At 70.3% G+C, this 25970-nt stretch carries 24 protein-coding genes; 9 read left to right on the forward strand and 15 right to left on the reverse strand.

The window, feature by feature from the left end; genetic code table 11:
- Positions 1-23: 23 nt before the first annotated feature.
- Positions 24-677, reverse strand: a complete 654-nt coding sequence (locus tag HOV77_RS04735) for a PadR family transcriptional regulator (protein ID WP_290857909.1) — start codon at positions 675-677, stop codon at positions 24-26.
- A gap of 146 nt (positions 678-823) precedes the next feature.
- Here HOV77_RS04735 and HOV77_RS04740 point away from each other — a divergent pair, with 146 nt between their 5' ends.
- The 3 genes from HOV77_RS04740 to HOV77_RS04750 all read left to right on the forward strand — a co-directional run bounded on the left by HOV77_RS04740 (position 824) and on the right by HOV77_RS04750 (position 3963).
- Positions 824-2476: a DHA2 family efflux MFS transporter permease subunit gene (locus tag HOV77_RS04740; protein ID WP_290857910.1), complete on the forward strand. Its 1653-nt coding sequence runs from the start codon at positions 824-826 to the stop codon at positions 2474-2476.
- Positions 2477-2590: 114 nt separating this feature from the next.
- Complete coding sequence (locus HOV77_RS04745) at positions 2591-3004, forward strand: SgcJ/EcaC family oxidoreductase (protein WP_290857911.1); 414 nt, start codon at positions 2591-2593, stop codon at positions 3002-3004.
- A gap of 11 nt (positions 3005-3015) precedes the next feature.
- The gene (locus HOV77_RS04750; protein ID WP_290857912.1) at positions 3016-3963 is read left to right on the forward strand and encodes an RNA polymerase subunit sigma-70; all 948 of its coding nucleotides are present in this window, start codon (positions 3016-3018) and stop codon (positions 3961-3963) included.
- A gap of 200 nt (positions 3964-4163) precedes the next feature.
- Here the strand turns inward: HOV77_RS04750 and HOV77_RS04755 are convergent, their stop codons facing one another.
- On the reverse strand, positions 4164-5816 hold the full coding sequence (locus tag HOV77_RS04755; RefSeq protein WP_290857913.1) for a heparinase II/III family protein: 1653 nt from the start codon (positions 5814-5816) through the stop codon (positions 4164-4166).
- A 44-nt stretch (positions 5817-5860) separates the two neighbouring features.
- Here HOV77_RS04755 and ligD point away from each other — a divergent pair, with 44 nt between their 5' ends.
- The 4 genes from ligD (at position 5861) to HOV77_RS04775 (ending at position 10204) form a co-directional block, all read left to right on the forward strand.
- Positions 5861-7084: a non-homologous end-joining DNA ligase gene (ligD, locus tag HOV77_RS04760; RefSeq protein ID WP_290857914.1), complete on the forward strand. Its 1224-nt coding sequence runs from the start codon at positions 5861-5863 to the stop codon at positions 7082-7084.
- A 176-nt stretch (positions 7085-7260) separates the two neighbouring features.
- The gene (locus HOV77_RS04765) at positions 7261-8475 is read left to right on the forward strand and encodes a histidine kinase (protein WP_290857915.1); all 1215 of its coding nucleotides are present in this window, start codon (positions 7261-7263) and stop codon (positions 8473-8475) included.
- A gap of 11 nt (positions 8476-8486) precedes the next feature.
- The gene (locus HOV77_RS04770) at positions 8487-9128 is read left to right on the forward strand and encodes a response regulator transcription factor (RefSeq protein WP_290858056.1); all 642 of its coding nucleotides are present in this window, start codon (positions 8487-8489) and stop codon (positions 9126-9128) included.
- A gap of 74 nt (positions 9129-9202) precedes the next feature.
- Positions 9203-10204 carry an alpha/beta hydrolase gene (locus HOV77_RS04775; RefSeq protein WP_290857916.1) on the forward strand — a complete coding sequence of 334 codons (1002 nt, stop codon included), beginning with the start codon at positions 9203-9205 and terminating at the stop codon, positions 10202-10204.
- 61 nt (positions 10205-10265) lie between these two features.
- Here the strand turns inward: HOV77_RS04775 and HOV77_RS04780 are convergent, their stop codons facing one another.
- The 4 genes from HOV77_RS04780 to HOV77_RS04795 form a co-directional block, all read right to left on the reverse strand.
- Positions 10266-10628, reverse strand: a complete 363-nt coding sequence (locus HOV77_RS04780) for a zf-TFIIB domain-containing protein (RefSeq protein ID WP_290857917.1) — start codon at positions 10626-10628, stop codon at positions 10266-10268.
- Between the two features lie 56 nt (positions 10629-10684).
- Complete coding sequence (locus tag HOV77_RS04785) at positions 10685-11596, reverse strand: hypothetical protein (RefSeq protein WP_290857918.1); 912 nt, start codon at positions 11594-11596, stop codon at positions 10685-10687.
- 81 nt (positions 11597-11677) lie between these two features.
- On the reverse strand, positions 11678-13090 hold the full coding sequence (locus HOV77_RS04790) for a glycoside hydrolase family 6 protein (RefSeq protein ID WP_290857919.1): 1413 nt from the start codon (positions 13088-13090) through the stop codon (positions 11678-11680).
- A gap of 98 nt (positions 13091-13188) precedes the next feature.
- Positions 13189-14256 (reverse strand): hypothetical protein, encoded by a 1068-nt coding sequence (locus HOV77_RS04795; RefSeq protein WP_290857920.1) that lies wholly within the window; start codon positions 14254-14256, stop codon positions 13189-13191.
- Positions 14257-14322: 66 nt separating this feature from the next.
- Here HOV77_RS04795 and HOV77_RS04800 point away from each other — a divergent pair, with 66 nt between their 5' ends.
- Positions 14323-14817 carry a DUF6232 family protein gene (locus tag HOV77_RS04800; RefSeq protein WP_290857921.1) on the forward strand — a complete coding sequence of 165 codons (495 nt, stop codon included), beginning with the start codon at positions 14323-14325 and terminating at the stop codon, positions 14815-14817.
- A gap of 698 nt (positions 14818-15515) precedes the next feature.
- On the opposite strand, the gene HOV77_RS04805 is transcribed toward HOV77_RS04800, so the two are convergent.
- The 3 genes from HOV77_RS04805 to HOV77_RS04815 are packed head-to-tail and all read right to left on the reverse strand — an operon-like array spanning position 15516 to position 18417.
- Positions 15516-16136: a TetR/AcrR family transcriptional regulator gene (locus HOV77_RS04805; RefSeq protein ID WP_290857922.1), complete on the reverse strand. Its 621-nt coding sequence runs from the start codon at positions 16134-16136 to the stop codon at positions 15516-15518.
- Complete coding sequence (locus tag HOV77_RS04810) at positions 16133-16924, reverse strand: fatty acid desaturase (protein ID WP_290857931.1); 792 nt, start codon at positions 16922-16924, stop codon at positions 16133-16135. The genes HOV77_RS04805 and HOV77_RS04810 overlap by 4 nt, the downstream gene beginning before the upstream one ends.
- Positions 16921-18417 (reverse strand): NAD(P)/FAD-dependent oxidoreductase, encoded by a 1497-nt coding sequence (locus HOV77_RS04815; protein ID WP_290857934.1) that lies wholly within the window; start codon positions 18415-18417, stop codon positions 16921-16923. The genes HOV77_RS04810 and HOV77_RS04815 overlap by 4 nt, the downstream gene beginning before the upstream one ends.
- 87 nt (positions 18418-18504) lie before the next feature.
- Here HOV77_RS04815 and HOV77_RS04820 point away from each other — a divergent pair, with 87 nt between their 5' ends.
- Positions 18505-19245 carry an MBL fold metallo-hydrolase gene (locus HOV77_RS04820; RefSeq protein WP_290857940.1) on the forward strand — a complete coding sequence of 247 codons (741 nt, stop codon included), beginning with the start codon at positions 18505-18507 and terminating at the stop codon, positions 19243-19245.
- A gap of 136 nt (positions 19246-19381) precedes the next feature.
- On the opposite strand, the gene der is transcribed toward HOV77_RS04820, so the two are convergent.
- The 6 genes from der to HOV77_RS04850 form a co-directional block, all read right to left on the reverse strand.
- Positions 19382-20764: a ribosome biogenesis GTPase Der gene (gene der, locus HOV77_RS04825; protein ID WP_290857951.1), complete on the reverse strand. Its 1383-nt coding sequence runs from the start codon at positions 20762-20764 to the stop codon at positions 19382-19384.
- A 13-nt stretch (positions 20765-20777) separates the two neighbouring features.
- A complete protein-coding gene (gene cmk, locus HOV77_RS04830) occupies positions 20778-21431 on the reverse strand; it encodes a (d)CMP kinase (protein WP_290857964.1) in 654 nt (217 codons plus the stop codon).
- Positions 21432-21732: 301 nt separating this feature from the next.
- The gene (locus tag HOV77_RS04835; RefSeq protein ID WP_290857970.1) at positions 21733-22944 is read right to left on the reverse strand and encodes an MFS transporter; all 1212 of its coding nucleotides are present in this window, start codon (positions 22942-22944) and stop codon (positions 21733-21735) included.
- Positions 22945-22999: 55 nt separating this feature from the next.
- On the reverse strand, positions 23000-24508 hold the full coding sequence (locus tag HOV77_RS04840) for a hypothetical protein (protein ID WP_290857972.1): 1509 nt from the start codon (positions 24506-24508) through the stop codon (positions 23000-23002).
- A gap of 34 nt (positions 24509-24542) precedes the next feature.
- Positions 24543-25283, reverse strand: coding sequence for a GNAT family N-acetyltransferase (locus HOV77_RS04845; RefSeq protein WP_290857974.1), 741 nt, complete (start codon positions 25281-25283; stop codon positions 24543-24545).
- Positions 25273-25902 carry a GNAT family N-acetyltransferase gene (locus tag HOV77_RS04850; RefSeq protein WP_290857976.1) on the reverse strand — a complete coding sequence of 210 codons (630 nt, stop codon included), beginning with the start codon at positions 25900-25902 and terminating at the stop codon, positions 25273-25275. The genes HOV77_RS04845 and HOV77_RS04850 overlap by 11 nt, the downstream gene beginning before the upstream one ends.
- Between the last annotated feature and the right edge of the window lie 68 nt (positions 25903-25970).

Below are 25970 nucleotides of genomic sequence, written 5' to 3' on the forward strand. Positions count from 1 at the left end.
AGCACCGCGCCGGGGTCTTCTTCTCAGGCCTCCGGTCCCCCTTCGGCCGTCAGTTCTCCCATCAGGCTGAGCAGCTGGCTCGGGTCGGCTCCGTTCTCGTGCCACTCCCGCCACTGCTTCGCGCCCGGCAGCGTGCCGTCACGCAGTTCGCCGAGCAGCCCTTCGATCCAATCGGCCTCCGCTCGGCGTACGGCGAGGTCGTATTCGCCTTCGAGCAGGAAGATCCGGGGAACGGGCGCCGATCGCAGCGCCGCCTCGGCCGTCGCGAGCTGCTCCGTGAGATCGGCGAGCCGCTGCTCCAGCAACGCGACCACCTCGTCCGGCGGCAGTACGCCGAGCAGCGACAGGCCCGCCTCGAACCGCGGGATCTCCCGCTCGGCGACCCCGACGATCTCGCGCAGCCAGTCGGTCAGCTCGGCCCGCCCGGCCTCGGTGATCTCGTAGATCGTCCGCTCCGGGCGCAGCCCCTGCCGCTCGCTCTGCACGGCCCGGATGAAGCCGTGCTTCTCCAGGTTGCCGACGACGGTGTAGAGCGAACCCCACTTGATCGGCATGTCCTGGTCCTTGCCGCGCTCGCGCAGGGTGGCCGCCATCTCGTACGGGTGCATGGGCTTGGCGAGCAGGTTGGCCAGGATCGCCAGCGCCAGCATGTTGCCGACCTTGCGCCGCTTCGCCACGTCCCACCTTCTCCCCTGCGCCACATTACTCGTAGGCGAGTATACGTCGGCGAGTAGGTCTGCACAACATTGGCGAATCTCTGGACGTTTGGCCCCGACGGGGCGAGGCTACGGGTGAGATCACACTTCGACTGGAGACCGCGACCATGACCTCAGGACCCGGCTCGCCGCCGGTGACCAAGCACAGCCCGTGGCTCGTACTGGCCGTACTCTGCCTCGGGTTCTTCATGATCCTGCTGGACACCACGATCGTGAACATCGCGATCCCGAACATGATCGACCAGCTCGGCGCCTCACTCGATCAGATCCTCTGGATCCTCAACGCATACATCCTGGTTTATGCGGTGTTGCTCATCACCGCAGGCCGGCTCGGCGACCTCTACGGCGCCAAGCGGCTGTTCATCCTCGGCCTGATCATTTTCACGCTGGCCTCGGCGGCCTGTGGCCTCGCTCAGAACCCCGGCCAGCTGATCGCGTTCCGGGTGATCCAGGGCGTCGGCGGCGCACTGCTGACCCCGCAGACGTTGTCGGTCCTGACGGTGATCTTCCCGCCCGAGCGGCGTGGCGCCGCCTTCGGCATCTGGGGCGCGGTCGCCGGCGTGGCCACCATCGCCGGCCCGACGCTGGGCGGCTGGCTCGTCACGAACTGGGACTGGCGCTGGATCTTCTACGTCAACCTGCCGGTGGGCATCGTCGCCCTGATCATGGCCGTCATCGTCATGCCCGACCTGCGGTTGAACCGCAAGCATCGGCTCGACTGGCTGGGCACCGCCCTGATCACGCTGTCGCTGTTCCTCATCTGCTACGGCCTGATCCAGGGGCAGAGCTACGACTGGGGCAAGGCGTGGGGCCCGATCACCATCCCGGAGATCATCGGCGCGGGCGTCGTGGTCTTGGCGATCTTCCTCTGGCAGCAGTACGCCCAGCGCGACCAGGAGCCGCTGGTGCCGTTCCGGATCTTCGCCGACCGCAACTTCTCCCTGATGAACTGGGTCGTGGCGGCCATCGCGTTCGGCATGCTGGGTCTGTTCCTGCCGCTGATCATCTACTTGCAGTCGGTGCTGGGCCTGACCGCGCTCCAGGCCGGTCTCGCCGTCGCGCCGATGTCGCTGGTCTCCATGGTCGTGGCCCCGATCGCCGGACGGCTGTCGGACAAGACCGGCGGCAAATGGGTGCTCTTCTTCGGCCTGACCCTGTGGGCCGTCGGGCTGAGCATCGTCGTCTTCACGGCGCAGGTGAACTCCAACCGCGGCGACCTGATCCCCGGCCTGCTCGTCGCCGGGCTGGGTCTCGGCTGCACGTTCGCCCCGCTGCAGACGATCGCGATGCGCAACATCCAGCCGCAGGTGGCCGGAGCGGCCTCCGGAATGATCAACACCACCCGCCAGCTGGGCGGCGTCATCGGCTCGGCCGCCGTCGGCGCGTTGCTGCAGAACCAGCTCGTCACCAAGCTGACCGACAGCGCCGAGACCAACGCCAAGGCGCTGCCGGCCGAACAGCAGGCCCGGTTCGTCGACGCGTTCAAGAACGCCAGCTCCGGCAGCCTCGAAGTCGGCGCGGGCCAGAGCGGCGCGTCGATGCCGCCGAACACCCCGCACGCGATCGTCGAGCTGGCCCTCAAGACGTTCCACGAGGGCTTCACCGCGGCCATGAAGAGCACCATGGTGCTGCCGCTGATCGTGCTCGGCTTGGCGGCGCTGACCGTGCTGTTCGTCCGCAACAACGGCAAGGCGGTGACTCCGCCCGCCCCGGCGGCGACCGGCACGGTCTCGCCCGAGACCACCCGCGTCGACTCCTGAGAAAAGTTCTTTCCGGCGGGGCGATGAATTCTCGCCGCCCCGCCGGTATATCCGGGCGTCCACTTCACCGGCCCGCTCGCCGGGCCGCTCTGACGCACCGGAAGGATCACCACGATGACCAGCGCAACTGTCACCACCACCATCAGCGCCGACGAGGCCGCGATCCGCTCTGTCCTCGGCGGGATCTACGACGCGTGGCGGGCGTACGACGCCGACGCGTTCGCCGATCTGTACACCGAGGATGCCACCGTGGTCATGCCGGGCCTGTTCCACAACGGCCGCGAGGCCATCCGCGAGTTCATGGCCGCCGCGTTCGCCGGTCGGCTGGCCGGCACGCAGGGCGTCGACGTCCCGCAGAGCATCCGGATCACCGGCGACGCCGCGATCGTCGTCAGCCACGCGGGTACCTTGATGCCGGGTGAGATGACCTTGGCTGCCGAGCGGGAGCGGCACGCCACCTGGGTGTTCGTTCGCTCGGGCGGCGACTGGAAGATCGCGGCGTACGCCAACGCCCCGGTTCATCTGTAAGGAGTGACCACGTGCCGGACTTCGAGACACGAGCCGAACCGCATCGCCGGGAGCTGCTGGTGCACTGCTACCGGATGCTCGGCTCGATGCCGGAGGCCGAGGACGCGGTGCAGGAGGCGTTCCTGCGGGCCTGGAAGGCCTGGGGTCGCTATGACGAGCGCACCGCGTCCGTGCGTACGTGGCTCTACAAGATCGCGACGAACACCTGCCTGACCTCCTTGGAGGGCCGAGCCCGGCGTCCGCTGCCGGCCGGGCTCGGTACGCCGGGCGACGATCCGCGGGCGCCGCTCGTGCCCGCGTTCGACGTGCCGTGGCTGCAGCCGTTCCCGGACACCCGGCTCGACGATCCGGCTGGCCACGTCGTCCGTCGGGGGACGCTGCGGCTGGCGTTGGTGGCCGCGTTGCAGCTGCTCCCGGCGCGCCAGCGGGCTGTGCTGGTGCTGCGGGACGTGCTCGAGTTCAGCGCCGACGAGACCGCCCGGCTACTCGACACCTCACCGGCGGCGGTCAACAGCGCGTTGCAGCGCGCCCGCGCGGGGGTGGCGGCCGCCGGGCCGATCGCCGACGAGATGGACGAGCCGGCCGACGGCGTACGCCGAACCGTGGACCGCTATGTCGAGGCGTTCGAGGCGGCCGACGTCGATCGGCTGATCGAGCTGCTCAGCGCCGACGTCGTGCTGGAGATGCCGCCGGTGCCGCTCTGGTTCCGCGGAGCCACCGACTACGGGCGGTTCATGGCGCGCGTCTACGACATGCGCGGGCGCGTCTGGCGTACTGCGCCGGTTGGCGCGAACACCCAACCGGGGATCGCCGCGTACTGCGCCGACGAGGAGGGCGTTCTGCGGCTGCACACCCTGCAGGTCTTCACCGTTCGCGACGGCCGGATCGCGCACACCTACGTCTTCCAGCATCCGGAGGTGTTCGCGGCGTTCGCGCTGCCGCCCGTCCTCACCGTCTGAGACCGCCCGCGCCGCCGCCCTTTGTGTGCCCGTGGTCTGCGATTTTCGGCCGCTTTCCAAGGTCATGTGCCGCTGGTCTGCGCAAAATGCCGTCTGAGCGCAGACGGCCGGTACTTGATCAACGAAATCGAGCCCAGAAGGCAGACCGCGGGCACTTGATCTTGCCTTGCCCGCCGGTCATCGACGCATGGCGCAGAAGCTCAGCAGACCGTGAAGGCGAAGGTGTGCGCCGACTCCCCGACCGGCGCGGTCAGCGGCACCAGCACCCGGTACGCCACATCGAGCCGCGCGCGGTGATCGCTCGCCTCGACGACGTCCACCTCCACGGGGCCAGTCCTGTCCAGCGTGACGGTTTCGTTCCAGGTCACGGTCCCGTCGCCGACGACGGGGGCGTACCGGCTGACGAACACCTCCGTCAGCGGCAGCGGCCGGTCGGCGGTGACCTCGTCGGTCAGCTCCAACCGTCCGGTACGCCACCAGCGGAACCGCCGGACCAGCCGGCGCAGCCCGTCGACCTCGTACGCCGCGGTCAGGTCGAGGTCGACGGAGACGCCGTCGGGCAGCACCTCGTGCCGGACGACGGACGCGAGCCGGGCCCGGCCGGGCAGTTGCAGCTGTCCGTCGACGACGGGGATCGAGTGCGCCCGCGCCGACGGGTGCAGGTGGTCGTAGCGGGTTTCGCTGAAGTACGACCGGGTGTATTCGCCCGCGCCGAGGTCGGCGAGGATCGTGCGGCCACGTACGTGGAGCAGGAACGCGCCGAGATCGATGTGGTTGTGCGGCTCGTCGTTGTGCCCGCCCTTGGCGGCGAAGACGGCGTCGGGGCCCCGGTCGACCACCCAGGCCAGGTCGGGCAGGAAATCCGAGGCGGCGAGCGCCGAGACGGCGGAGACGGGCTGGTACCAGGCCAAGGTCCGGGCCAGGTGCGCCCATCGGTAGCAGTGGTCGTCGTGGAACGACGGGATCACCGCGGGCGGCGGCGTACCGAATCGCTCGGCGAGCAGCGTGAGCAGCCCGGCCGGCAGCCACGGGCGCTCGGACGCGTCCGAGAAGGGTGCGTACGCCCCGCCGCCGAGCGCGGCGCGATGCGGGAACGCGGCGATCTGCGCGACCTTCGGGTCGTCCAGCAGGTCCACGCCGGTGTGTTCACGCAGCATCTCCGCGTAGTAGACGAAGTAGCCGAAGCCGTAGACCCAGTAGTCGACGCCCTCCGGACAGCCGCCGTCGTCGCCATATCCGGCGAGGAACCGGTCCATCGCCTTGCCGCAGCGTTCCAGCATCGCCGAAAGTCGATCCGACGGCGGCTCGAGCAGCAGCGCCGCCATTCCGGCCGCCCCGGCGCAGACCGACTCCCAATTGTTCCCGAAGCCCTCCCACGCCAGCGGTCTCGGATCGGCCAACGGGACCAGCACACGACGCTCCACCTCTGTGCGTACCCGTTGGGAGACAAGCGGATCCAGCCGCGGACCGAGACCGGTGACGATCTCCGCGAGGGTGTGCGCGGTCTCGGCCGCGAAAAGATCGAGGGTCTGGTCGGGACCGAAAGCGCGGCCGTAATGTATGTGCGCGGGCAGCGCCCACGTGTGCTCGTCGCAGACGGCCCACAGGACGTCTGCGAGCCGGGTCACGTCGGCGGCCGGGTCGAGCAACGCCTGCGCGGCCAGGGCGTTGAGCCGCGCGCGCCGCTGGAAGTACAGCTTCTCGTAGCGCATGCGATTGCCGGTCACGAAGAAGTCGTGGTACGCCGCGAAGCCGAGCGCCGGCAGCGGCGAATCGTCGGCCGCGACCGCCTCGATGTCGCGCAACAGGGACGTGAGCTGGCCCGGGACCGGATGGAAAACGCTTTCCGCCATGCGGACGGACTCTACACCTCGATCGTGATGCGTATGGTGGGCACATGGCGGCCTCGCAGACCGTGGAAGTAGCTGGGCGAGCGGTGACGATCACCCATCCCGACAAGGTGGTCTTCCCGGAGCCCGGCCTCAGCAAGCTCGACCTCGTGCGCTATTACCTGGCGGTCGCCGACGGCGCGCTGCTCGGCGTACGCGGGCGGCCGATGATCCTCAAACGCTTCGTCAAGGGCCTCGACCAGGAGGCGTTCTTCCAGAAGCGAGCGCCGTCCACCCGCCCGGACTGGATCGAGGTCGCCGAGCTCAAGTACGCCTCCGGCACCTCCGCCGAAGAAGTCGTCGTACGCGACGCGGCCGGGCTGGCCTGGGTGATCAACCTCGGCTGCGTCGACCTGAACCCGCATCCGGTGCTGGCCGAAGACCTCGATCACCCCGACGAGCTGCGCATCGACCTCGACCCGGTGCCGGGCGTCGAATGGGGGCAGATCGTCGACGTGGCGCTGGCCGCCAAGGAGGTGCTCGAAGACTTCGGGCTGACCGCCTGGCCGAAGACCTCCGGCTCGCGCGGCTTCCACGTGTACGCCCGCATCCGGCCGGACTGGGCGTACCCGAAGGTGCGGCTGGCCGCCGAGACGGTGGCCCGGGAGGTGGAGAACCGGGTGCCCGACCTGGCCACCAGCAAGTGGTGGAAGGAAGACCGCGAAGGCGTCTTCGTGGACTTCAACCAGAACGCCAAGGATCGGACGGTGGCTTCGGCGTACTCGGTGCGCCCGCTGCCGGACGCCCGCGTGTCCACCCCGCTGACCTGGGACGAAGTCCCCGGCTGCCGCCCGTCGGACTTCACCGTCGTCACCGTCCCACCCCGGTACGCCGAACGCGGCGATCCCTGGGCCGGCATGGAGGCCACCGCCGGGGGCCTCGACGGCCTGCTCGACCTGGCGAAGAAGCTCGGCCCGGCGGAGAAGCCGCCGAAGGGCGCGTCGAAGGACGGCCGCCGCCAGTCGACGATGCCACTGATCGAGATCGCCCGGGCGAAGACCAAGGACGAGGCGCTGGCCGGGTTCGAGCGCTGGAAGGAGCGCCACGGCGACGTCGCCGCCCGGCTCGAACCGGCCGACGTGCTGGTCGACGGGATGCGCGGGCGCAGCTCGGTCTGGTACCGCATCCGGGTCAACCTGCAGCACGTGCCCGAGGCGCAACGCCCCGACCAGGAGCCGCTCGAAGTCGACTACAACCCGTGGGCGGGCCTGGTCGACCCGCGGCGGCCGTGATCCCCGCCCTCGCTATTGGCGCTGGATCAGGGATGTGGGTCGAATCTTGGGCGGAATACGACCCAGATCCGTGATCCAGCGCGAAAGCGCCGGCCGGCTCTCATACCTGAGAGCTACGAGCGCCTGGCTCCGGGGTGTGACGCGTACGCCCCGGTATGGCGGTTAACCTGCGGGTGATGAGCAGTTTCCTCGCCCGGGTGGTCCGTGATCTGCTGCGGACGGTGTGGGGCCCGGACCCGTCCGCGCCCGCCGTCCGGCGGCCCGCGAAGAGTCGCTGGTTCACGCCGCTGCTCGCGCCGGTCGGCGTACTGGCCTGGATCGGGCTGACCATCGCCACGCAGCAGTTCTACCAGGACAATCGTCATTTCGAAGGGCTGGTGGCGGCGGCGATGGCCGTCCTCGTCATGGCCCCGGTGCTGTTCGTCCGGATCAAACCGGTGTGGACGTGGCGGCTGGCCGCCGTCGGTCTCGTGCTCGGCGCGTACGGCCGGGCCGGCAACGAGGCTTGGCCCTGGGTGGCCACCCAAGTCCTGGTCGCGCTGGTGGTGCTGTTCTACGTCGCGCTGCGAGCGCCGTCCGGCGTCACCCTCTGGTCCGCCGTGATCACCTGCGTTCTCCTGTGGTCGCTGATGCCCAACGCCAACGGCGCGAGCGCCACCCTGCTCATCGTCGTCGTCGTCATCCTCGGCCAGCAGATCCAGGTCCGCCGCCGGGCGCAGGCCGAACTGCACGTCCAGGAGGAGCGCAGCGAGCTCGCCGAGGCGCGCCGGGCACTGCTGGAGGAGCGCGCCCGCATCGCCCGCGAGCTGCACGATGTGGTGGCGCATTCGATGTCGCTGCTGGCGGTGCGAGCCGAAACCGCCCCGTATCGGCTGCCTGACCTGCCCGACTCGGCCCGCGCGGAGTTCCTCGAGGTCGCGGCGTCGGCCCGGCAGACCCTCGTCGAGTTGCGGCGGATGCTGGGCGCGCTGCGTACCGGTCCGGGTGAGCCCGAACGCGCTCCGCAGCCGGCCCTCGCCGACCTGCCCGAACTCATCGGCACCGCGCGGCACGCGGGTCTGCGCATCGACGCCGATCTCACGCTCGACGGCGAGGTGTCGCCCGCGGCCGGCCTCGCGGCCTACCGGATCGTCCAGGAGGCGCTGTCCAACGCGGCTCGCCACGCCGCGGGCACTCAGGTCCACGTGACGGTCCAGGTCCACAGTGGTCTTCTAGATCTACTGGTACGCAATGAGCCGGGCCCGGAGCCCGCGACGTCCGGCGGCAGCGGCCACGGCCTGCTGGGCATGCGCGAACGGGCCCTGGTATTGGGTGGGACGCTGCGGGCAGAGCCGACCGCCGACGGCGGTTTCGAGGTGGCGGCGACGCTGCCGGTCGGGGAGGCGGAGTGAGCGTACGCGTGATGGTGGTCGACGACCAGCAGATGGTGCGCGAGGGGTTTGCCGCGCTGCTGGGCGCGCAGCCGGACATCGAGGTCGTCGGGCAGGCCGCTGACGGGGTGGAGGCGGTGGCGCTCGTCCGGCAACGACGCCCCGACCTGGTGCTGATGGACATCCGGATGCCCCGCATGGACGGGCTCGCCGCGACTCCGCTGGTCGTCGCGGAGGGCACCCGCGTGCTCATGCTGACGACGTTCGACCTCGACGAATACGTGTACGCCGCGCTCCGCGCCGGAGCGAGCGGCTTCCTGCTGAAGGACGCGCCGGCGGCCGAACTCGTCCACGCCGTACGGGTCGTCGCCGCCGGAGAAGCGCTGCTCGCCCCGTCGGTCACCCGAAAGCTGATCGAGGAGTTCGCCCGGCGGCCCGACCAGCACCGCACCGCTCCCCCGTCGCTCGGCGGCCTGACCGCCCGGGAGACCGAGGTGCTCGCCCTCATTGCCCAAGGACTGTCCAATCAGGAGATCGCCGCTCGTCTGGTGGTCGCCGAGCAGACGGTGAAGACGCACGTCGGCCGAATCCTGGCCAAGCTGGACCTGCGCGACCGGGCCCAGGCGGTCGTCGTCGCGTACGAGTCGGGTCTGGTCACTCCGGGATCGGCGTAGCACTGTGGAATGAGCCCGGACTTGGCTCCGTGGTGTGACGCGTCCGGCCCGGGTCGACGGCGATCGTGGCCCGCATGCCATTCGCCAAGACCGCCCTCGCCCTCACCGCTCTCGGCGTACCGGTGTTGTCCGCCCTCGGCGCTCCCCTGCTGTCGGCTGACGACGCCGCCCTGCCGGAGCCCGATACGAGCGCCTGGCGCGCCGACGCGGCGACGCTCGGGCTCGATCCCGCGACCGCCACGCCCCGGCAGGTCGCCGGCTTCTTCGCCGCGCTCGGCCCGGCTCAGCGCGCCGCTCTCGCCGTACGCCATCCCGAAGTGGTCGCCGCCCTCGACGGCGCACCCGTCGCCCTCCGGTACGCCGCGACGTCGGTGCTGCGCCGGGCGGCCGACCAGCGCACCTTCCTCGCCTGGGACCCGACCGGTGACGGCCGGGCCGTCGAGGTGGTCGGCGACCTCGCCAACGCTCGCAAGATCGTGGTGATCGTGCCCGGCAGCGACACCACATTGGCCGACTTCGACCGGGGGCTGGGCGGCGTCGCCCGGCGCGCCCCGGCGACGCAGGCCCGGACGGTCGCCGCCGCGGTCGACGATCCGCAGACCGCGGTGATCGCCTGGCTCGGCTACGACCCGCCGGAAGGCTTCGGCAAAGCCGCCGTACGCGAAGACCGGGCCGAAGCGGGAGCGGCGGCGCTGACGAAGTTCGTCGAGGGGCTGGCCGTGACGAATCCGGCCGCGAAGGTGGTCCTCGTCGGGCACAGCTACGGCACCGTCGTGATCGGACTGGCCGCCGCCCACCTCGGCCCCACGGTCACCGACATCGTGGTACTCGCCTCCCCCGGCCTCGGCGACGGCTTCCACACGACCGCCCGGCTGTGGGCGGCCCGCGCCGACAGCGACTGGATCGGCTGGGTCCCCGGCGTACGCGTGGCGGGGCTGGGGCACGGCGCCGATCCGACCGGCGACGCGTACGGCGCGCGGCTGCTGCCGACCGGCAACGTGAACGGCCACGACGGCTATCTCACGCCGGACTCGTTGACGCTGGTGGCGCTGGCCGAGGTCGTACGGGACGCGTGAGACTCCGACGCCGGAGACGCCTGAGCCCCGGGTGATAGGCCCCGGGGCTCAGGAGGTCTGCTCAGTCGAAGAGCTCTTCGAAGAAGCTGTGCTTTTTCTTCTTCTTATAGTGGTAATCGCGACCGTAGCCGTCGCTGTCGTACCGGCGCTCCTCGTAGCGCGGCTGCTGGTGGTGCTGCTGCGCGTACTGCTGCTGATGCTGAGGTGGCTGCTGATACTGCGGCGGCTGCGGCGGTTGGGGCTGCGCGGGCGGTGGGGCCTGCGAGGACTGGCCGTAGAACGAGTTCTCCGCGTCGACGAGCTTCTCCAGCTCACCACGGTCGAGGAAGATCCCCCGGCACTCGGAGCACTGATCCACCACCACCCCGCTGCGCTCGTACTGGCGCATCGCGCCTTGGCACTTCGGGCAGGTCATCTGCTGCATCCACATCACCCTAGCGGCCCGGCCTGGGAGTCGGCTGAGAAGCCGGACCTCTCCCCTCAGCGACGGGCGTCGGCCTGTCCACCCGGAACCAGCCAGGTGTGCGCCGTCCCACTCAGGTACGCCACCCAGTTCGTCCCGGCGTGCCGCGCGGTGACGATGAAGTGCCCGTTGCCGAGGTGGACCGGAACGGTGTCACCGTCGACGCCGACCTGCCAGCGCTGCTCCGTCGCGAGATTGAAGCCGTACGCCCGCAGCGGGCTCGGGTCGGACTGGTCGATGACGTCCTCCTGCTGGGTCCAGAACAGCTTGCGCGAGTCGCCGCTGAACCGAGGAGTCGTGGCGAACCCGGACAGCTCCTGGCCACCGCCGCCCCACGCGGCGATCGTCTTCTCCGTGTTCGACGCCAGATCCAGCACCGTCAGGCAGTCGTCGTAGATGCCCCAGCAGTCCCCGCCCGGGAAGGCGATCGACTTGCCGTCGGGCGACCAGTCCAGCGTGTTCGCCGTCCGGAGCTGGTCGAAGCCGACTCGGGGAGCGGCGTGCTCCTCGCGCCCGGCGACCGTGACGCGACCGCTTTCGGCCGATCCCAGCCGCAGGATCGTCAGCAGTCCGCTGTGGACTTCCCCGGCCCGGTACGCCAGGAAGCGGCCGTCCGGCGACCAGGCGGGACCGCCCGCGTCCTTACCGTGGGTCAGCTCGGTGGAGTAGACGTTCTCCGGCCCGCCCCCGATGTACGCGATGACGACGTTTCCGCTTTCCGCGTACGCTATCTGGCTTTTATCGGGCGACAAGCGCGGCCAGACGGCGTGCCCGCCGTGACTGACCGGGAAGGTCTTCGCGGCCGTACGCACCCAGACGTCCCCGCCGCGGACGAAGGCGATCGGGTCCGGCGGCGACGCGGCGTGAGCCTGGGCCGGAGTGATGACGATGAGGCTGGCGACGGCCAGCGTTATGGCGCGGATGCGCATGAGTCCCCCCGTGGACGCGATTGCGGCGTGACCCGCGGATCTCGCAGGTCACGCCGCATTCTTCCGGAGAGGACGGAAGGTTCAGGAGCAGGCCACGCCGTTGAGCTTGAAACCCGTCGGCGCGCCGTTGGTCCCGCTGTAGGTCGCCTGGAAGCCGAAGCTCACGGTGCCGCCGGTGGAGATCGAACTGTTGTAACCGACATCCTTGGCGGTGACCGCGGTGCCCGACTGGGTCACTCCGGTGTTCCACGGGTTGGTGATGACCTGATTGCCGGTGAACGAGAAGGTCAGCGTCCAGCCGTTGATCGCTGGGCCCCGGTTGGTGATCGTCACCGCGGCGGTGAACCCGTTGTTCCACTGACTGTCCACCCGGTACGCCACCGAACACGAGGCGTTGCCGGTCGGGCTGCTGCTGGCGCTCGGGCTCGTGCTCGCGCTGGGGCTGGTGCTCGCGCTCGGACTCGCGCTCGGGCTGACGCTCTTGCTCGGGCTGCTCGTCGCGGTCGCGGTCGCCGTCGGCACCACGCCGTTCAAAGCCAACTGGTACGCCAGATCGGCGACGAACGTCCCAGCGGACGCGGCGCATCCGTCGGCCTCGCCCGGCGGCTTGGCCCACACGAACGCGTCCACGGTCGACTCACCGGTGGCGGTGGTCGGCGGCACGCCCACACCCCGGCCGGACGGGTCGCACCACTCGCTGCCGTTCGGGCCCTTGCCGTTGCGGCTGACGTCGATCACCTGGTGCAGGTTCGACGCCCCGATCGCGTTCAGCACATTCCGGCCGTACGCGACCTCGTCGGCGGTCCAGCGGAAGTTGGACACGTTGCTGTAGAAGCCGTCCGCACTGCGTACGCCGGCGTTGACGAGCCGTTGCGCCTGGTCGCCCGCGCTGTTCCAGGCCGAGTGCCCGGCGTCGAGGTAGACCTTCGCACTCGGGTTGTTGGACTTGATCGCGTTGATCGCGTACGCCAGCGCCGAGTTGCGGTTGGCCAGCTCGGTGCTGCTGAGGCAGGTCTGCAGCGCGAGCGAGTCCGGTTCCAGCAACACCACCGCGGTACGCGTACCGAGCCCACGGGCGAACGAGTCGACCCACGAACGGTACTGGTTGTAGTCCGGCGCGCCACCGGCGCTCGCGCCACCGCAGTCGCGGTTGGGGATCTCGTAGACGATCGCCAGGGGAATCTGGTTGGCGGAGTTGGCCCCGGACACGTACGCCGAGACCTCGGACTGGATGGTGCTCGGGTTCCAGCTGGCGAACCATCGGCCCTGCGGCTGAGCGCCGATGCGGTCCCGGATCAGGGACGCACGCGAGTCGTTGGGATTGGCCGCCAGCCACTGGAGGACCTTGCTGTTCGGGTCCTTGTAGAAGGTGCCGGAGAGCGTTCCGGCGTAGGACGGCTCACCGCCGGCCAGCAGGCCGACGACGGTGGCCGCGAGGGCGGCCGTCGCGGCGGCGAGCACCGCCGCGAGCCTCGTGTGGGAGGACGAGTGCACGGATTCTCCTTCATGGACGGGCTCTCCCATGGGCGTGGGAGCGCTCCCGCATCAATCTAGAGGCAACATCGAGATTGGGAAAGAGTCAACTCCCTCAATCATGCTCTGGGCTGGCCCTTCAGCCGGCGCAGCGCCAGCCCGGCGATCCCGAGCGCCACCAGCACAAGACCGGTGATCCCCACGGCGAACATCAGCCGATTCCCCGGCTCGCCCGCGTCACCGGCCAACTCCTGCTCGGATGCCGCCGGGTCCGCCGGGTCCGCCGCGTCCGGCGACGGGGACGGCGAGGGCCGAGCCGCCGGCACGTAACGGCGCAACGTCGTCGGACCGGTCGGTTCGTCGCACGCCGTCACGAAGGCCGACCCGTCGGGCGCGTACGCGATCGCCTCACCCTGCTGCTCGTCCGGCAACGGAGTCACCCTCGGCTCCTCGTCCGTCAGCGTCTTGACGATGTCGCCGTCCACGATGTCCCACTCGAACGCGTCGGCGTACGTGCGCAACACGACGTGCCGCCCGTCCGGCGACACCGCTCCCCCGGTCACCAACCGGCGGCCGATGCTGTCCAGGAAGTTCGGCGTCTGCGAATCCGGCAGCCGCACCGACCCGACCCGCTTCAACAGCACACCGTCGGCCGACTTCGCCACCAACGGGCCGGTGGGGACGAAGATCTCCGACCGGCCGGTCAGCTCCTTGGTCACGATGATCGGCGTACCGTCCGCCGCCAGCAGCAACGTCTCCGCGTCATGCGGCCCATCCGGGTACGCCAGCCGGTAGATCACCGGGCTCTTCGCCCCAGGCGACAGTTTCCAGACCGCGATGGTCTTCCGGCGTACGGGCGCGTTGTAGTTGTCCCCGATGTCGGCGACCCACAGCGTGCCGTCCTTCGCCAGCGCGACGTCCTCGGGATCACGGGCCGCCGTCGGATAGCCGACCGACTTCGTGAGCTTGCACTTCTTGTCGAGGTAGAAGATCCGGATGGCGGAGGCGTCCCAGTTCGAGTCGTTGATCGCGATGTAACCCGACGAGGTCACCACCAGCCCCGACAGCTCACTGACCCGCTTGTCGTTCACGATGCACGCCACCGACATCTCCCCCGGATCGGCGTACGCCGCCGCCGGGATCAGAGTTGCCAGCAAGAAGGTCAGGAGCGCCGCCGTGATCCGCACCCGACCAGTGTCGCAGCTCGGTTGCGGACGACCCGTACCGTGGGGACGATCCCCGCGGAGGCCGCCATGATCACCTTCTATCGGGACCCGACGGTCGTGGTGACCTCCACGTACCTGCAGATCGAGGACCGGCGCTGGCGTCTGTCCGAGCTGGAGTACGTGTGGCATCAGGAGAGCCCCGCGACGTGGCGAGTACGCAGCCGCACCGCCGGCCGCGGCGTGCTCAACACGATCATGACGCTCGCCGGGCTCATCGGGCTCGTCATCCTCGTCGCCTTCGTCGCCGCGGCGTACACGGAGGCGAACATCGGCGGCGTACACGTCCCGCGGAACACTCTCCTGTTGCTCGCCCTGGTGCTGATGGCGGGCGGCTTCGGCTGGGCGATCTGGGAATGGATGCTGCACCGCGTCGACGACAGCTACGACAAAGGCGACGCGGTGTACGAGATCTGGGCCGCCGCGTCCGGCACCGAGCTGCTGCTTCTGCGCCTTGAGGACTACACGCGGTACGCCAAGATCTACCGCGCGATCGAACGGGCCGTCGAGTACCAACAGCGGTGATCCTCTTGCCCGCGACGCAGCCGTCACACCGCGTACGCCGTCCTAGGACCCTAGCCGCGAGCTTTCACCGATCGCGGGCACATGATCGGCTGCGGTCGTTGGGACTGTCGCGGCGCTGCATTACCGTCACCCGCCTCCGTTCTCGGCCGTCTCGCCGGTCGTGATCGTCGGAAGCCGACATTCTTGGCGCTGACGTCCCCCATGATCGTCGGCTTCCGACATTCGTGGGCCGAATCGTGCATTGATCGTCGGCATCCGACGACCATGACTGGCGGGACCGCCAAGAATGTCGGCAGCCGACGATCTTCGCGGCCGCGCAACGGACCGGCGGAACCGAGCAGCCGAGCAGCCGAGCAGCCGAGCAGCCGAGCAAGATCATGTGCCCGTGGTCTGCGTCCTCGGCTCGAATTCGTTGATCATGTTCCCGTCATCTGCACTCAGAGGCCGCTTCTCGCATACCAGCGGTACATGATCATGAAATGCGCCCCGAAATCGCAGACCACGGGCACGTGATCTTGCCGCCGCCCGGGCGCGCTGCACGCTTGAGGCCAAGCTGCGCTCTTGAGGCCAACCGGTCCGCGACCACAGTGGGCTGAGATCACCGTCGTCGTCACCCGCGCTCAATTCCGGCGGCAAGATCGAAAGAGAACGATCATGAAGTTGCGGACACGACACGCCGGCCGATCACGACCGAAGGTTCATGATCGGCGAGAAGGACGGGGTCGGCGGCGCAGGGCCGGCAGCTTGTCGAAGGCGGCGGCCAGCCGGGCGGCCTGGGCGAACGCGGCCTCCGGGCGGCTGGCGTCGCCGTCGATGTGGGTCAGCGTCTGCATCCCCAGGTAGTAGGCGACGGCGGCTCGGGCGGCGGTCGGCACGTTCACCAAGCGCCCCAACGGTTTGCCGCGCAGCAGCCGGGCGAGGATCTCCTCGGCGAGCAGCTCCCACTGTCGCGTCTGCGCCGCCATCGCGGCCGCCAGCGGTGAGCCCGGCCGGGCGGCGGCGACGAGTTCCTGGACCGCCTCGATGTGGCCGGATTCGAGGTCTTCGGCGTACAGGGTGCGCAGGGCTCGGATGAGCGGCACCGCCTTGGTCACGCCCGCCAACGCCGCGCGATAACGCTCCTCGCGCAGCTCACTGGTGTACGCCGCAGTCGCCGTGAACACCTCGTCCAGGTCGGCGAAGTGGTAGTAGATGACGCCGGGGGCGAACCCGCCGAGGGCGGCGATCGACCGGGCGGTCGTGCCGGCGTACCCGTGGCTGGAAAGGGCGAGGATCGCGGCCCGCAGGATGCGCTCGCGAGCGGAGGACCGCTGAGTCATGGTACCGCCACTGGATGGACGCCCACCTGGGCGAAGTACGGATCGAGCCGCCGCGCGAGTTCCGGCAGGTGATGGCTCGGGACCTGCGGATAGAGATGGTGTTCGAGGTGGTAGGTCAGTTCGAGGAAGATCGCGGGAATGATCCGGCCGCGCAGCGTACGCGTCTGCTTCAGCGGCTCGTCGCCGTAATCGTGGTGCGGCAGGTACACCGTGAGCAGCGGATACACCCAGCTCCCGGCGATCGCCAGCACCGCATAGACCAGTACGCCCGGGGTCACCGGCCAGAGCAGCGCGCCCCCGACGATCGCCGTCACCGGCACGAAGGCCTCCAGCAGGAGCCAGAGCCGGTCCCGCCAGCCCGATCGAGCGTACGCCCAGACCCACAACCGGACCAGGAACACCGGTCCATAGAGGACGGCACCGGTGAACGACAGGTTGGCCGGGTAGCCCTCGGGGTCGTCCGGGCTCGGGAAGAGCCGGTGATGCTGCCGATGGGTGATCCGGTACGCGTGCCCGGACTCCAGCAGCACCAGGCCGAGCGCGAACAGCCACCGATCGGTCTCGGTCTCGGTCAGCCCAAGCGTCCGGTGAACCACGTCGTGGGTGACCGTGACGACGGCGACGAAGATGCCGAAGACGATCAGCGGAGTCAGCCACCACAGTCCGAGCCAGACCGCCACGGCGAAGGCGGCGACCCCGAGATAGGGCCGGGCCAGCGCGATCCTTCGTTGGGCGGGCGTCGTCACCAGCAGATCTTCGCCCAATTCACGCATCGTGGGCAACTTCATCTCAACCGCCTTTCGCGCCGGATGCCGTCGGCGACGATCCGGCTGCCGAGGACACATGCGACGGTGCCGAGGCCGGGCCATGTCGAGTCGCCGGCCAGCCACAGGCCGCGGCCGCCGAGGTCGTGCGGGACGGCGTACTGGTTGCTGTTGCGCAGGGTCTGATGCGGGCCGCCGACCGCGCCGTCCGGGCGGAACGCGTACCGCTCGAAGGCGCGGGGCGTGCCCACCTCGGCCACCACCGCCCGATCCCCCAGCGCCGGGTACGCCCGCCGGGCCAGGTTGATCAACCGCTCACCGATCTCCTTCTTGCGGTGTGCGTACCCCTCGGTGTCGAGAGTGGACCAGGCGGACAGCGACGTGTGCGTGGAGATCATGACGGCGCGATGCCCGGGTGGCGCGCTGAGCGTGTCGCCGGGCGCGGACACCGAGACGAACATGTTGTTGCCGTCGCCGAAGGGTTGCGTGTAGTCGTGGCAGAACTGGTGATGGGTGAGGCCGTGACCCCCGATCTCCGCCTCGGGGACGCCGAGGAAGACGATCACCGCCCCACCCATCTCCCCCCGGTCCCGCTCCAGGTAGCGAGACAGCCGCCGGGCCACCGGCAGGTCGCCGCACAGCGCCCGCGCGGTCGCCGCCGGGACCGCGAGCACCACCTGGTCCGCGCGGGTCACCCCCCGGCTCGTCGTGATCTCGAACCCCGCCCGCACCCGGTGGACCCGCGTGCCGGTCCGCACCAGGCCGCCGAGCTTGCGATAGTGGCCCACGAGGGTACGCCAAAAGCCGTGCATGCCGCCGTAATGCCTGGTCAGGCCTGCCCCGCGGATGGTGATGCCGAGCGCGGCGTTGATCAGGGGTGCGCGCTCGACGGAGCTGTGCACTGTGTCCTCGACGAGCATCCCGAGCAGGGTCTTCAGCGCTTGGTCGTGATCCACCCGGTGCCGGCGCATCGCCTGGACCAGCGTCTCGCGCAGGTGGCGCGCCGCGGGGAGGTGGCGCAGCCCGACCGCGGTCACGTTGCGCAGCACATCGGCGGGCCGGCGCATGGGTAGCTTGATGCCCGCTCGGCTCGCCTGCCAGAAGACGTCGGCGATCCGGTCCAGCTCGGCCCAGAAGGCTCGGTGGTACGCGTCGTCGCCGAACTTCGCGAGGCGTTCGGCGTGCCACTGGTCGTGGTCGCGGTGCAGCGTCACCGTCCGGTCGGGCAGCCACGCCTCGTAGCCCGGCAGCTGTTCCCCCACGATCGCCGGTGCGCCCACGCTGTCGAGCAGCTCCGCGCCGACTCCACCCGGTTCGAAGTCGACCAGCGTCGTCGCGCCGACGTCGAACGAGAAGCCCTTGTGCCGCCAGTAACCGGCACATCCGCCGAGGTGGCCGTGGGCCTCGAAGACCACCGTGGACAGCCCGCTCGCCTGCAACCGTAGCGCCGTCGCCATCCCGGCCAGTCCACCGCCCACAATGGCCACGCCGGTGTTCTGAACGTCTGTTCTGAACATGTGTTCAGAGTGAACTCACGGCTGCGCGTTTGTCAATATCAGCCCTCCGACGAGGCCCCGAGGCGGTCGGGAGGCTATGGTCGGGGCATGCGGCTGACCGTTCTCGGAGGCTGCGGCGCCTGGCCCGAACCGGCCTCCGCCTGCAGCGGATTCCTCGTGGAGCACGACGGCTTCCGGCTGTTGCTCGACCTCGGATATGCGACGGTGCCGCAATTGCTGACGCACATCGCGGCCGATCAGGTCGACGCCGTCTACATCACGCACGGCCACCCCGACCACTGCTCGGACCTGAACCCGTTGCTGCGGGCGCGCGCGATCGGCTACCCCGCGTCCGCCCCGTTGCCGATCTACACGCTGCCCGGGGCGATCGACGCCGTCATGGCGCTGGACCGGCCGGGCTGGCTGCAGGAGTACGCCGACATCCGGGAGTTCCAGGCGGGCGACACCTTCGAGCTCGGCCCGTTCCAGGCCGTCACCGCGCTGCTGCCGCACTGGGTGCCCAACGCCGGCGTACGCCTGACCGCAGACGACCGCACCCTCGTGTACACGGGCGACGGTGGTCCCGGGCAAGCAGTCGTCGACCTGGCCCGGGAGGCTCACCTCTTCATCGCCGAAGCGACGTACGCCGAGACGGTGCCGGACGACGCGAAGGGCATGCTCACCAGTGCCGCCGAAGCGGCCGCTCAGGCGACCGAGGCGGGCGTACGCGGCATGCTGCTCACGCACCTCGAACCCGGGACCGACCCGTATGCCGCCCGGGCTGCCGCCCGGCAGAACTTCTCCGGGCCCATCGGGGTCGCCGGGTCCGGGCTGGCGATCGAGCTCTGACCCGGGTTCGTCACGCGTTATGCGGGCGGGCCCTCGCGCGTTATGCGGGATAACGCGGTCTAGCACAGTGTGCGAGGGGACGTTATCCCGGATAACGCGCGTGCGAGCGCCCGAACCCGCGCAGCAAATAGGCGGATCAGCGCTTCTTGGCGCGCTCCTCGCGACGCGTACGCACAGAGATGTCGATGGGGCTGCCCTCGAAGCCGAACTCCTCGCGAAGCTTCCGTTCGATGAACCGAACATATCCGGCATCCAGCGGACCGGTCGAGAAGACGACGAACCGGGGCGGAGCCACGCCCGCTTGCGTCGCGAAGAGCACCCGCGGCGCCTTGCCACCCCGGACCGGGTGCGGCGTCGCCTGCACCAACGCGGTCAGCCATTGGTTGAGCTGCCCGGTCGGGATGCGCTGCTCCCAGCTGGCCAGGGCGTTGCGCAGCGCGGGGGCGAGCTTCTCGACCGCCCGTCCCGTACGCGCCGAGACGTTGATCCGAGCCGCCCACGGGATGCGCTTGAGCTCCCGTTCGATCTCCTTGTCGAGATACCAGCGACGGTCGGCGTCGACGAGGTCCCACTTGTTGAACGCGATGACCAGGGCTCGCCCGGCTTCGACGACCATCGTGAGCAGTCGCTGATCCTGCTCGCTGATTACCTCGCTGGAGTCGAGCAGGACGATGGCGACCTCGGCGGCCTCGATGGCGGCCTGCGTACGCAGTGAGGCGAAGTACTCGGTGCCGCTCGCCTGCCCGGCTCGCTTGCGCAGCCCGGCGGTGTCGACGAACTGCCACACCTCGCCACCCACGGTGACCAGCGAGTCGACGGGGTCCACAGTGGTCCCCGCAACCGAGTCGACGACCGAGCGCTCTTCGCCGGAGAGCTTGTTGAGCAGGCTCGACTTGCCGACGTTGGGCCGGCCGACGAGCGCCACCCGCCGGGGACCGCGGGGACGGTTCTCCACGATCGCGGGTGCCTCCGGCATCGCGGCCAGGATCGCGTCCAGCAGATCGCCGGAGCCCCGGCCGTGCAGGGCCGACACCGGCTGCGGCTCACCGAGTCCCAGCGACCACAGACTGGTCGCCTCGAGCTCGACCGCGCTGTTGTCGGCCTTGTTCGCGACGAGGATCACCGGCTTGCGGCTGGCTCGGAGCATGCGTACGGCGGCTTCGTCGACATCGGTCGCGCCGACCGTCGCGTCGACGACGAACACGACGACGTCGGCGGTGTCCACGGCGATCTCGGCCTGCCGGGCGATCGCGGCCGCCCGGTCCTTCGCGTCGGGCTCCCAGCCGCCGGTGTCCACCACGGTGAACTGACGGCCGTTCCACTGCGCGTCGTACGCCACCCGGTCGCGGGTGACCCCGGGCTTGTCCTCGACGACCGCCTGCCGGCGCCCGATGAACCGGTTGACCAGCGTCGACTTGCCGACGTTGGGCCGGCCGACGACGGCGACGACCGGGTTGACGACGGACGCGCCGTCCTCCGGGGAGTCGACGTCCTCGACCCACTCAAAAGTTTCAGACACTTCTATTTCTCGTTTACTTGTCGAGTAGCCGGAGTAGCTCGGCGACGACCTCGTCGATGCCCAGCTCGGTGCTGTCCAGGACGACCGCGCCGGAAGCCTGCTTCAGCGGGTCGGTCTTGCGGGTCGAATCGAGGTGGTCGCGTCGGCGCAGGTCGGCGGCGGTCGCGGCGTGGTCGGCGGCGTGCTCGGCGCTCCGCCGGGCGGCCCGGGCGTGCTCGGACGCGGTCAGGTAGACCTTGAGATCTGCTTCGGGGGCGACGACGGTGCCGATGTCACGGCCTTCGACCACGATCCGGCCCGCCTCGGCGATGATCCGCCGTTGCTGCTCGACCAGCAGCTGACGCACGGCCGGCACGGCGGCCACGGCGGAGACGGCCTGGGTGACCTCTTTACCGCGGATGGGCCCGTCGACGTTCACCCCGTCGACGCTGATCGACGGCGCTGCGGGGTCGGTGACGATCTCCAGGTTCGCGGCGCTCACGATCTTGTAGATGCCGTCGGGGTCGCTCAGCTGCGCGTCCGCCTGCAACACGGCCCAGGTGGCGGCCCGGTACATCGCCCCGGTGTCCAGGTAGCGGGCGTCCAGCTTGGCCGCGAGCCGGCGCGAAACCGTCGACTTGCCCGACCCGGACGGTCCGTCGACCGCCACGACCAGCGTCTGCGTCACGCCTGCCTCCCGCTCCCGCGCGCGGCCCACTGCCGCTCCACCGTCCCATTCTGCCCGGTCCCGGCCGCGAGGTCCGCGTCAGGCCGCCGGAACGTGCCGGACATCTCCTCATGTCCCATTTCTGATACGCCGAAAGCAGCGCTCGTCGCCGCTTCGCCGCGTCCCACCTCCCGAGTTCGCCGCGCGCCGCCATCGCCGTTGATCATGAGGTTGGGGGGCGCGAAACGCTGGCGAAGGGAACCATAGGTTCATGATCAATGCGAAGGCGGTGTCAGGAGGGGTGCGCGGATAGCGGCGCGGGTCAGGCGAGGTCGGTTTCGGGGAGCGGGCGCGGCTTCGGGCCGGGCGTCGGGCGTGGCCGGGCGGCGGTGAGCGTACCTGCGCCGACGAGGAGGGCGAGCAGTCCGCCGAGGGGCCAGACGAGCGCCGGCGAGTGGGCGTACAGGGCGGTGCCGAGCGCTGGGCTCAAGGTCATCCCGGCGATGGACGCCGCCGCGTAGAGGCTCTGGTACCGCCCGGCCATTCCGTCGGGGGCCGCGTCGGCGGCGTACGCGGTCGCAGTCGGCTTGTAGAGCATCTCCCCCGCCGTCACGACGACCATCATGGCGACTGCGGCGATCAGGCCCAGCCCCGTGCCGAGCAGCAGATATCCCGCCCCGACCAGCAGGAAGCCCACCCCGATGACGGCTACCGCACGGTGGCGGCGGAGGCGTGCCGCCAAGGCGGCTTCGGCGAGCACGATGATCACGCAGTTGAGCGAGATCAGCAGGCCGTAGGCGGCGGTGGGCTGATGATGGTCACGTAGCCATAGGGGCAGCACGGTGTACTGCAGGCGGTAGACGGTGTCGATGGCGACGATCGCCGCGAGCAACGCCAGGATCGCGGGCCGGGCCCGTAGCGCCGCGACCAGGCTGCCACGTGACCGGGCGGACGCGACGGCGGCGGCCGGACGCGGCACCCGGGCGAAGATGACGACCCAGAGGATCGCGCTGGTCGCCGCGTCGAAGACGAAGAGCAGCCCGAAGTTGTACGCCGCGAACAGCGCGCCGAGCGGCGGGCCCACTATGGTGCCCGCATTGGAGACCGATCGGGACAGAGCGATGCCGACCCGGCGCAGGTCGGCCGGGATGGCGGTGGCGACGAGGGCACTGCCGACCGGGCGGTTGAGCCCGCCGATGGCGCCCGCGACCGCGATGAGCACCGGCAGCACGGCGACCGGAGTGATCGGGACGAGCGCACAGCAGACGACCCAGCCGCCGACCGCGAACAGCATCGTGCGCCGCAGTCCGAAATGGTCGCCGAGCCAGCCGCCACCCAGATTTCCGGCGATCACCCCGACCCCGTACGCCGCCGTGATGAGCCCGGCGGCCGGCGCGCTCACGCCACGGTCCACGACGAGGTAGAGCGTCATGTAGAGCCAGGCCAGCGCCCCGGCCGCACTGACGAACTGGCCGATCATCAGTACGCGCAGCCAGCCCGGCAGGCGGCGGATGGTGTGGACGACGTCGCGCACGGCAGCCTCCCCAGGCCATCAGTGAGTTCCCAAGGGGAACTTACCAGACGGCGGCCTACCGTTCCGCCCGCAGATACGCGTTCGACAAGGCGAGCGCGAGGACGCTGAAGACGACGCCCAGGTAGACCGGGAAGAGGTGCTCGAAGGTCGTGTAGCCGATTCCCTTGTGGATGATCAGCGCCGGGGCGAACCCGGCCGTGGCGGCTCCGGCGAGGGTCCACCACACCCACGCCTCGCCGCGTCGCCAGCCCCACAGGCTGAGCAGCACGATCGCCGCCGCCGTCGCCATCAGCAGCCCGCCGAACCCGGCCCGGTCGTGCGCGATGAACGGGGCGAGGTGCGGATTGGCGGCGTCCAGGACGGCCGGGTCGGTGTCGAGGAAGACGAGGTCGGTGTCGACGAAGACGCCGGTCAGCCCGACGATCGAGACCGTCGCGCCGCCCGCGAACAGGCCGAGGCCGGTGACGATCATGAGCAGCTGACCGACGAGGGCCCGGCGTCGCTGCAGTTCCGGGCCCTCGGGCGCGATCGTCCAGCGGGCGACCGCCGGGCGACGCCAAGTGGCAAGCAGGAACATCGGGAAGAGGACGATCGCGAGCGCGGTGTGCAGCGGCTCGACGAAACCGGTGGCGAGGAAGTAGAGCAGCGTCGGGAAACCGATGATCCCCGAGATCAGGTACGCCCGCCGCGCCCACGGCCAGCCACGCCGGATGCCACCCCAGGCGAGCCCGGTGTAGAGGATGCCGATCGCGACCATCCCACCGGCCATCGTGATCCGGTCGTGTTGCAGGAAGTGGCCGAGCCGGGCGTTGACCTCGTCGACGCCGGTCAGATCCATGCCGAGGAAGTCCCGGTCGTACCAGAGCAGCACGGGCCCGAGCGTGATCGCGGCCGCCGCGAGCCCGGCGACGGTCATCGCGACGCCGACGATCAGCCCCCACACCCAGGCCGGCCAGCGGCGTGGATTCAGTCCGGCCTCCCGGAGACCGGGTTCGGGCGAGGAGGGCTGCCGGGCCTCGATCACCCGCAGGAACCAGCCAGGCCCGGCGGCCAGCAGCACGGCCGGGGTCGCCAGCACGGTCGCCGACTCGTCGTCCAGCGCGGTCGACGCTGCGGCGATGGACGGATCGGTGAGGCGTACGAGGTCGGGGGGATCGCCGACGACGACACGATCCACCAATGGAGCGAGCAGCTCGGCCGCCTCGGCGTCGGCCGCCCGCCCGATCACGCGGCACCTACGGCCGGTCAGCGCTGTGCGTACCAGTGGAAGATCGGCGACCTCGACCGGACCGATCTCGACGACCGACGCGCACAGCACGGGCAGCGCGCGGATCGCCTCCTTGGCCACGCCCACCGGTACGCTCGCGCCGAACCGCCCGAGCAGATCGGCCGGGACCGGCGGATGGTCGAGGACCGCCGCGACGGTCTTGGCCCCCCGCGGTCGCTTGACGATCGTCGCGAGCCCGTGCAGCGCGGCACGCTGAGATCGTCGTACGCCCAGCGCGGCAGCCGCGAGGGGGCGCAGGGGGTGGTAGGTCCAGTCCGGCATGCGCCAGATGGTCACACATCCCAGCTCAGCGTGGTAGCCGGTGCCCTGATCAGCGCGAGTACAGGGTCGATCGGAACCGGGGCTCGAACCCAGCCGCCAGGTAGATCCGCTCGGCGACCGAGTACGGCTCGACCTGGAGCGCCAGCCGCTCGTCGCCCCGGCTGGCGGCGTCCGCCCGGATGCGGTCGAGCAGGCGAGTCGCGTACCCCCGGCGGCGGAACTCGGGCGCGGTGGCCACGCCGTAGACCCCGCAGACTCCGTCGGTGGTGACCGAGAGGCTGACCGCGGCCGGCGTACCACCCGAGCGGAGCAGGTAGAAGTTCTGCGCGGGATCGGCGTAGTTGCGGCGGATCTCCTCGGTCAGGAAGGCGAGCCACCAGGCGGTGTCTTCCTCGGTGTCCGCCGGCTCGCCGAAACCGGCCGTCTGGGTCGCGGCGAACGCCTCGGCGTCGGCCTCGGTCTCGACGACCTCGACGGTGACGTCTTCCGGCAGCGGCTCCGCCGGGCCGGGCCGCACTCGAGTGTCCATGTAGGACAGCTCGCTCGCAGGGCGGAAGCCGAGATCGGCCAGCCGCGGCGGCCACGATTCGGGACTCCAGGGGAACAGCCGAACCGTGGCGATCCCCGCCGGCACCTCGGCGTCCGGGATCAGCGGCGACCACCAGGACAGGAAGTCCACCCGGCCGGCCAGCTCGATCGCGGAGCCCTTCCGGTGCAGGACTCCCCGCTGCGCCCCCATGAAGGCGAAGTGGTTCTCGGCGAGCGCGGAGTCGGCGTACTCAGGGAACAAGGAGGGCCTCCGCTCCGACGGGCTCGTACCCGGCGGCCAGGAACGCCCGGACCGAGGCGGCGTTGCCCGGCGCGATCTGCGCCCACACCGGCCGGTCCCCGGGCACCAGATGCCGGGCGGACAACGCCAGCGTCCGGCCCAGACCCCGGTCGCGTGCCTGCGGATCGACCTCCACCGCCACCTCCCAGCGCCCGGCCAGACCACGGCCGACGATCAGGACACCCCGCCCCGACTCGGTCTCCCAGACGCGTACCTCATCACGGTAGCGGTGCGCCCGGCGTACCCGTGGGTGATCTGAATCGGAAACCTCGCGCAGCGTGAGCGGCGGCGGGCCTGGAAGCCGCGCGGACATCATCACGATGTCGATGTTGTTGACGCGGCGGGCGAGCTTCTCCTCCAGCGCGCGCAGGAAAGGCGGGTTGAGCGGCGCGGACAGGTCCTCCTCGGGCAGCTCGGCCGCAACCCACGACGGATCGACGTCGGCCGCGACGATCGACACACCCGGGAAGGCGACCACCGCCGCCGCGCGGGGACCGGGCTGGGGCGCGGTCAGGTACCAGCGGTCGGCGGGAATCCAGTCCCCGGCCTCGACCTGCGCGATGGCGTCAGCGAGATCCATCCGCTCACGGTAGCCGGGCCCCGGGTTTGGCGCGTTATCCGGGCGCTTCGCTGGCGCGAGGCCGTCTC

It is taken from the genome of Hamadaea sp. (genome assembly GCF_013362815.1).
Classification (GTDB): domain Bacteria; phylum Actinomycetota; class Actinomycetes; order Mycobacteriales; family Micromonosporaceae; genus Hamadaea.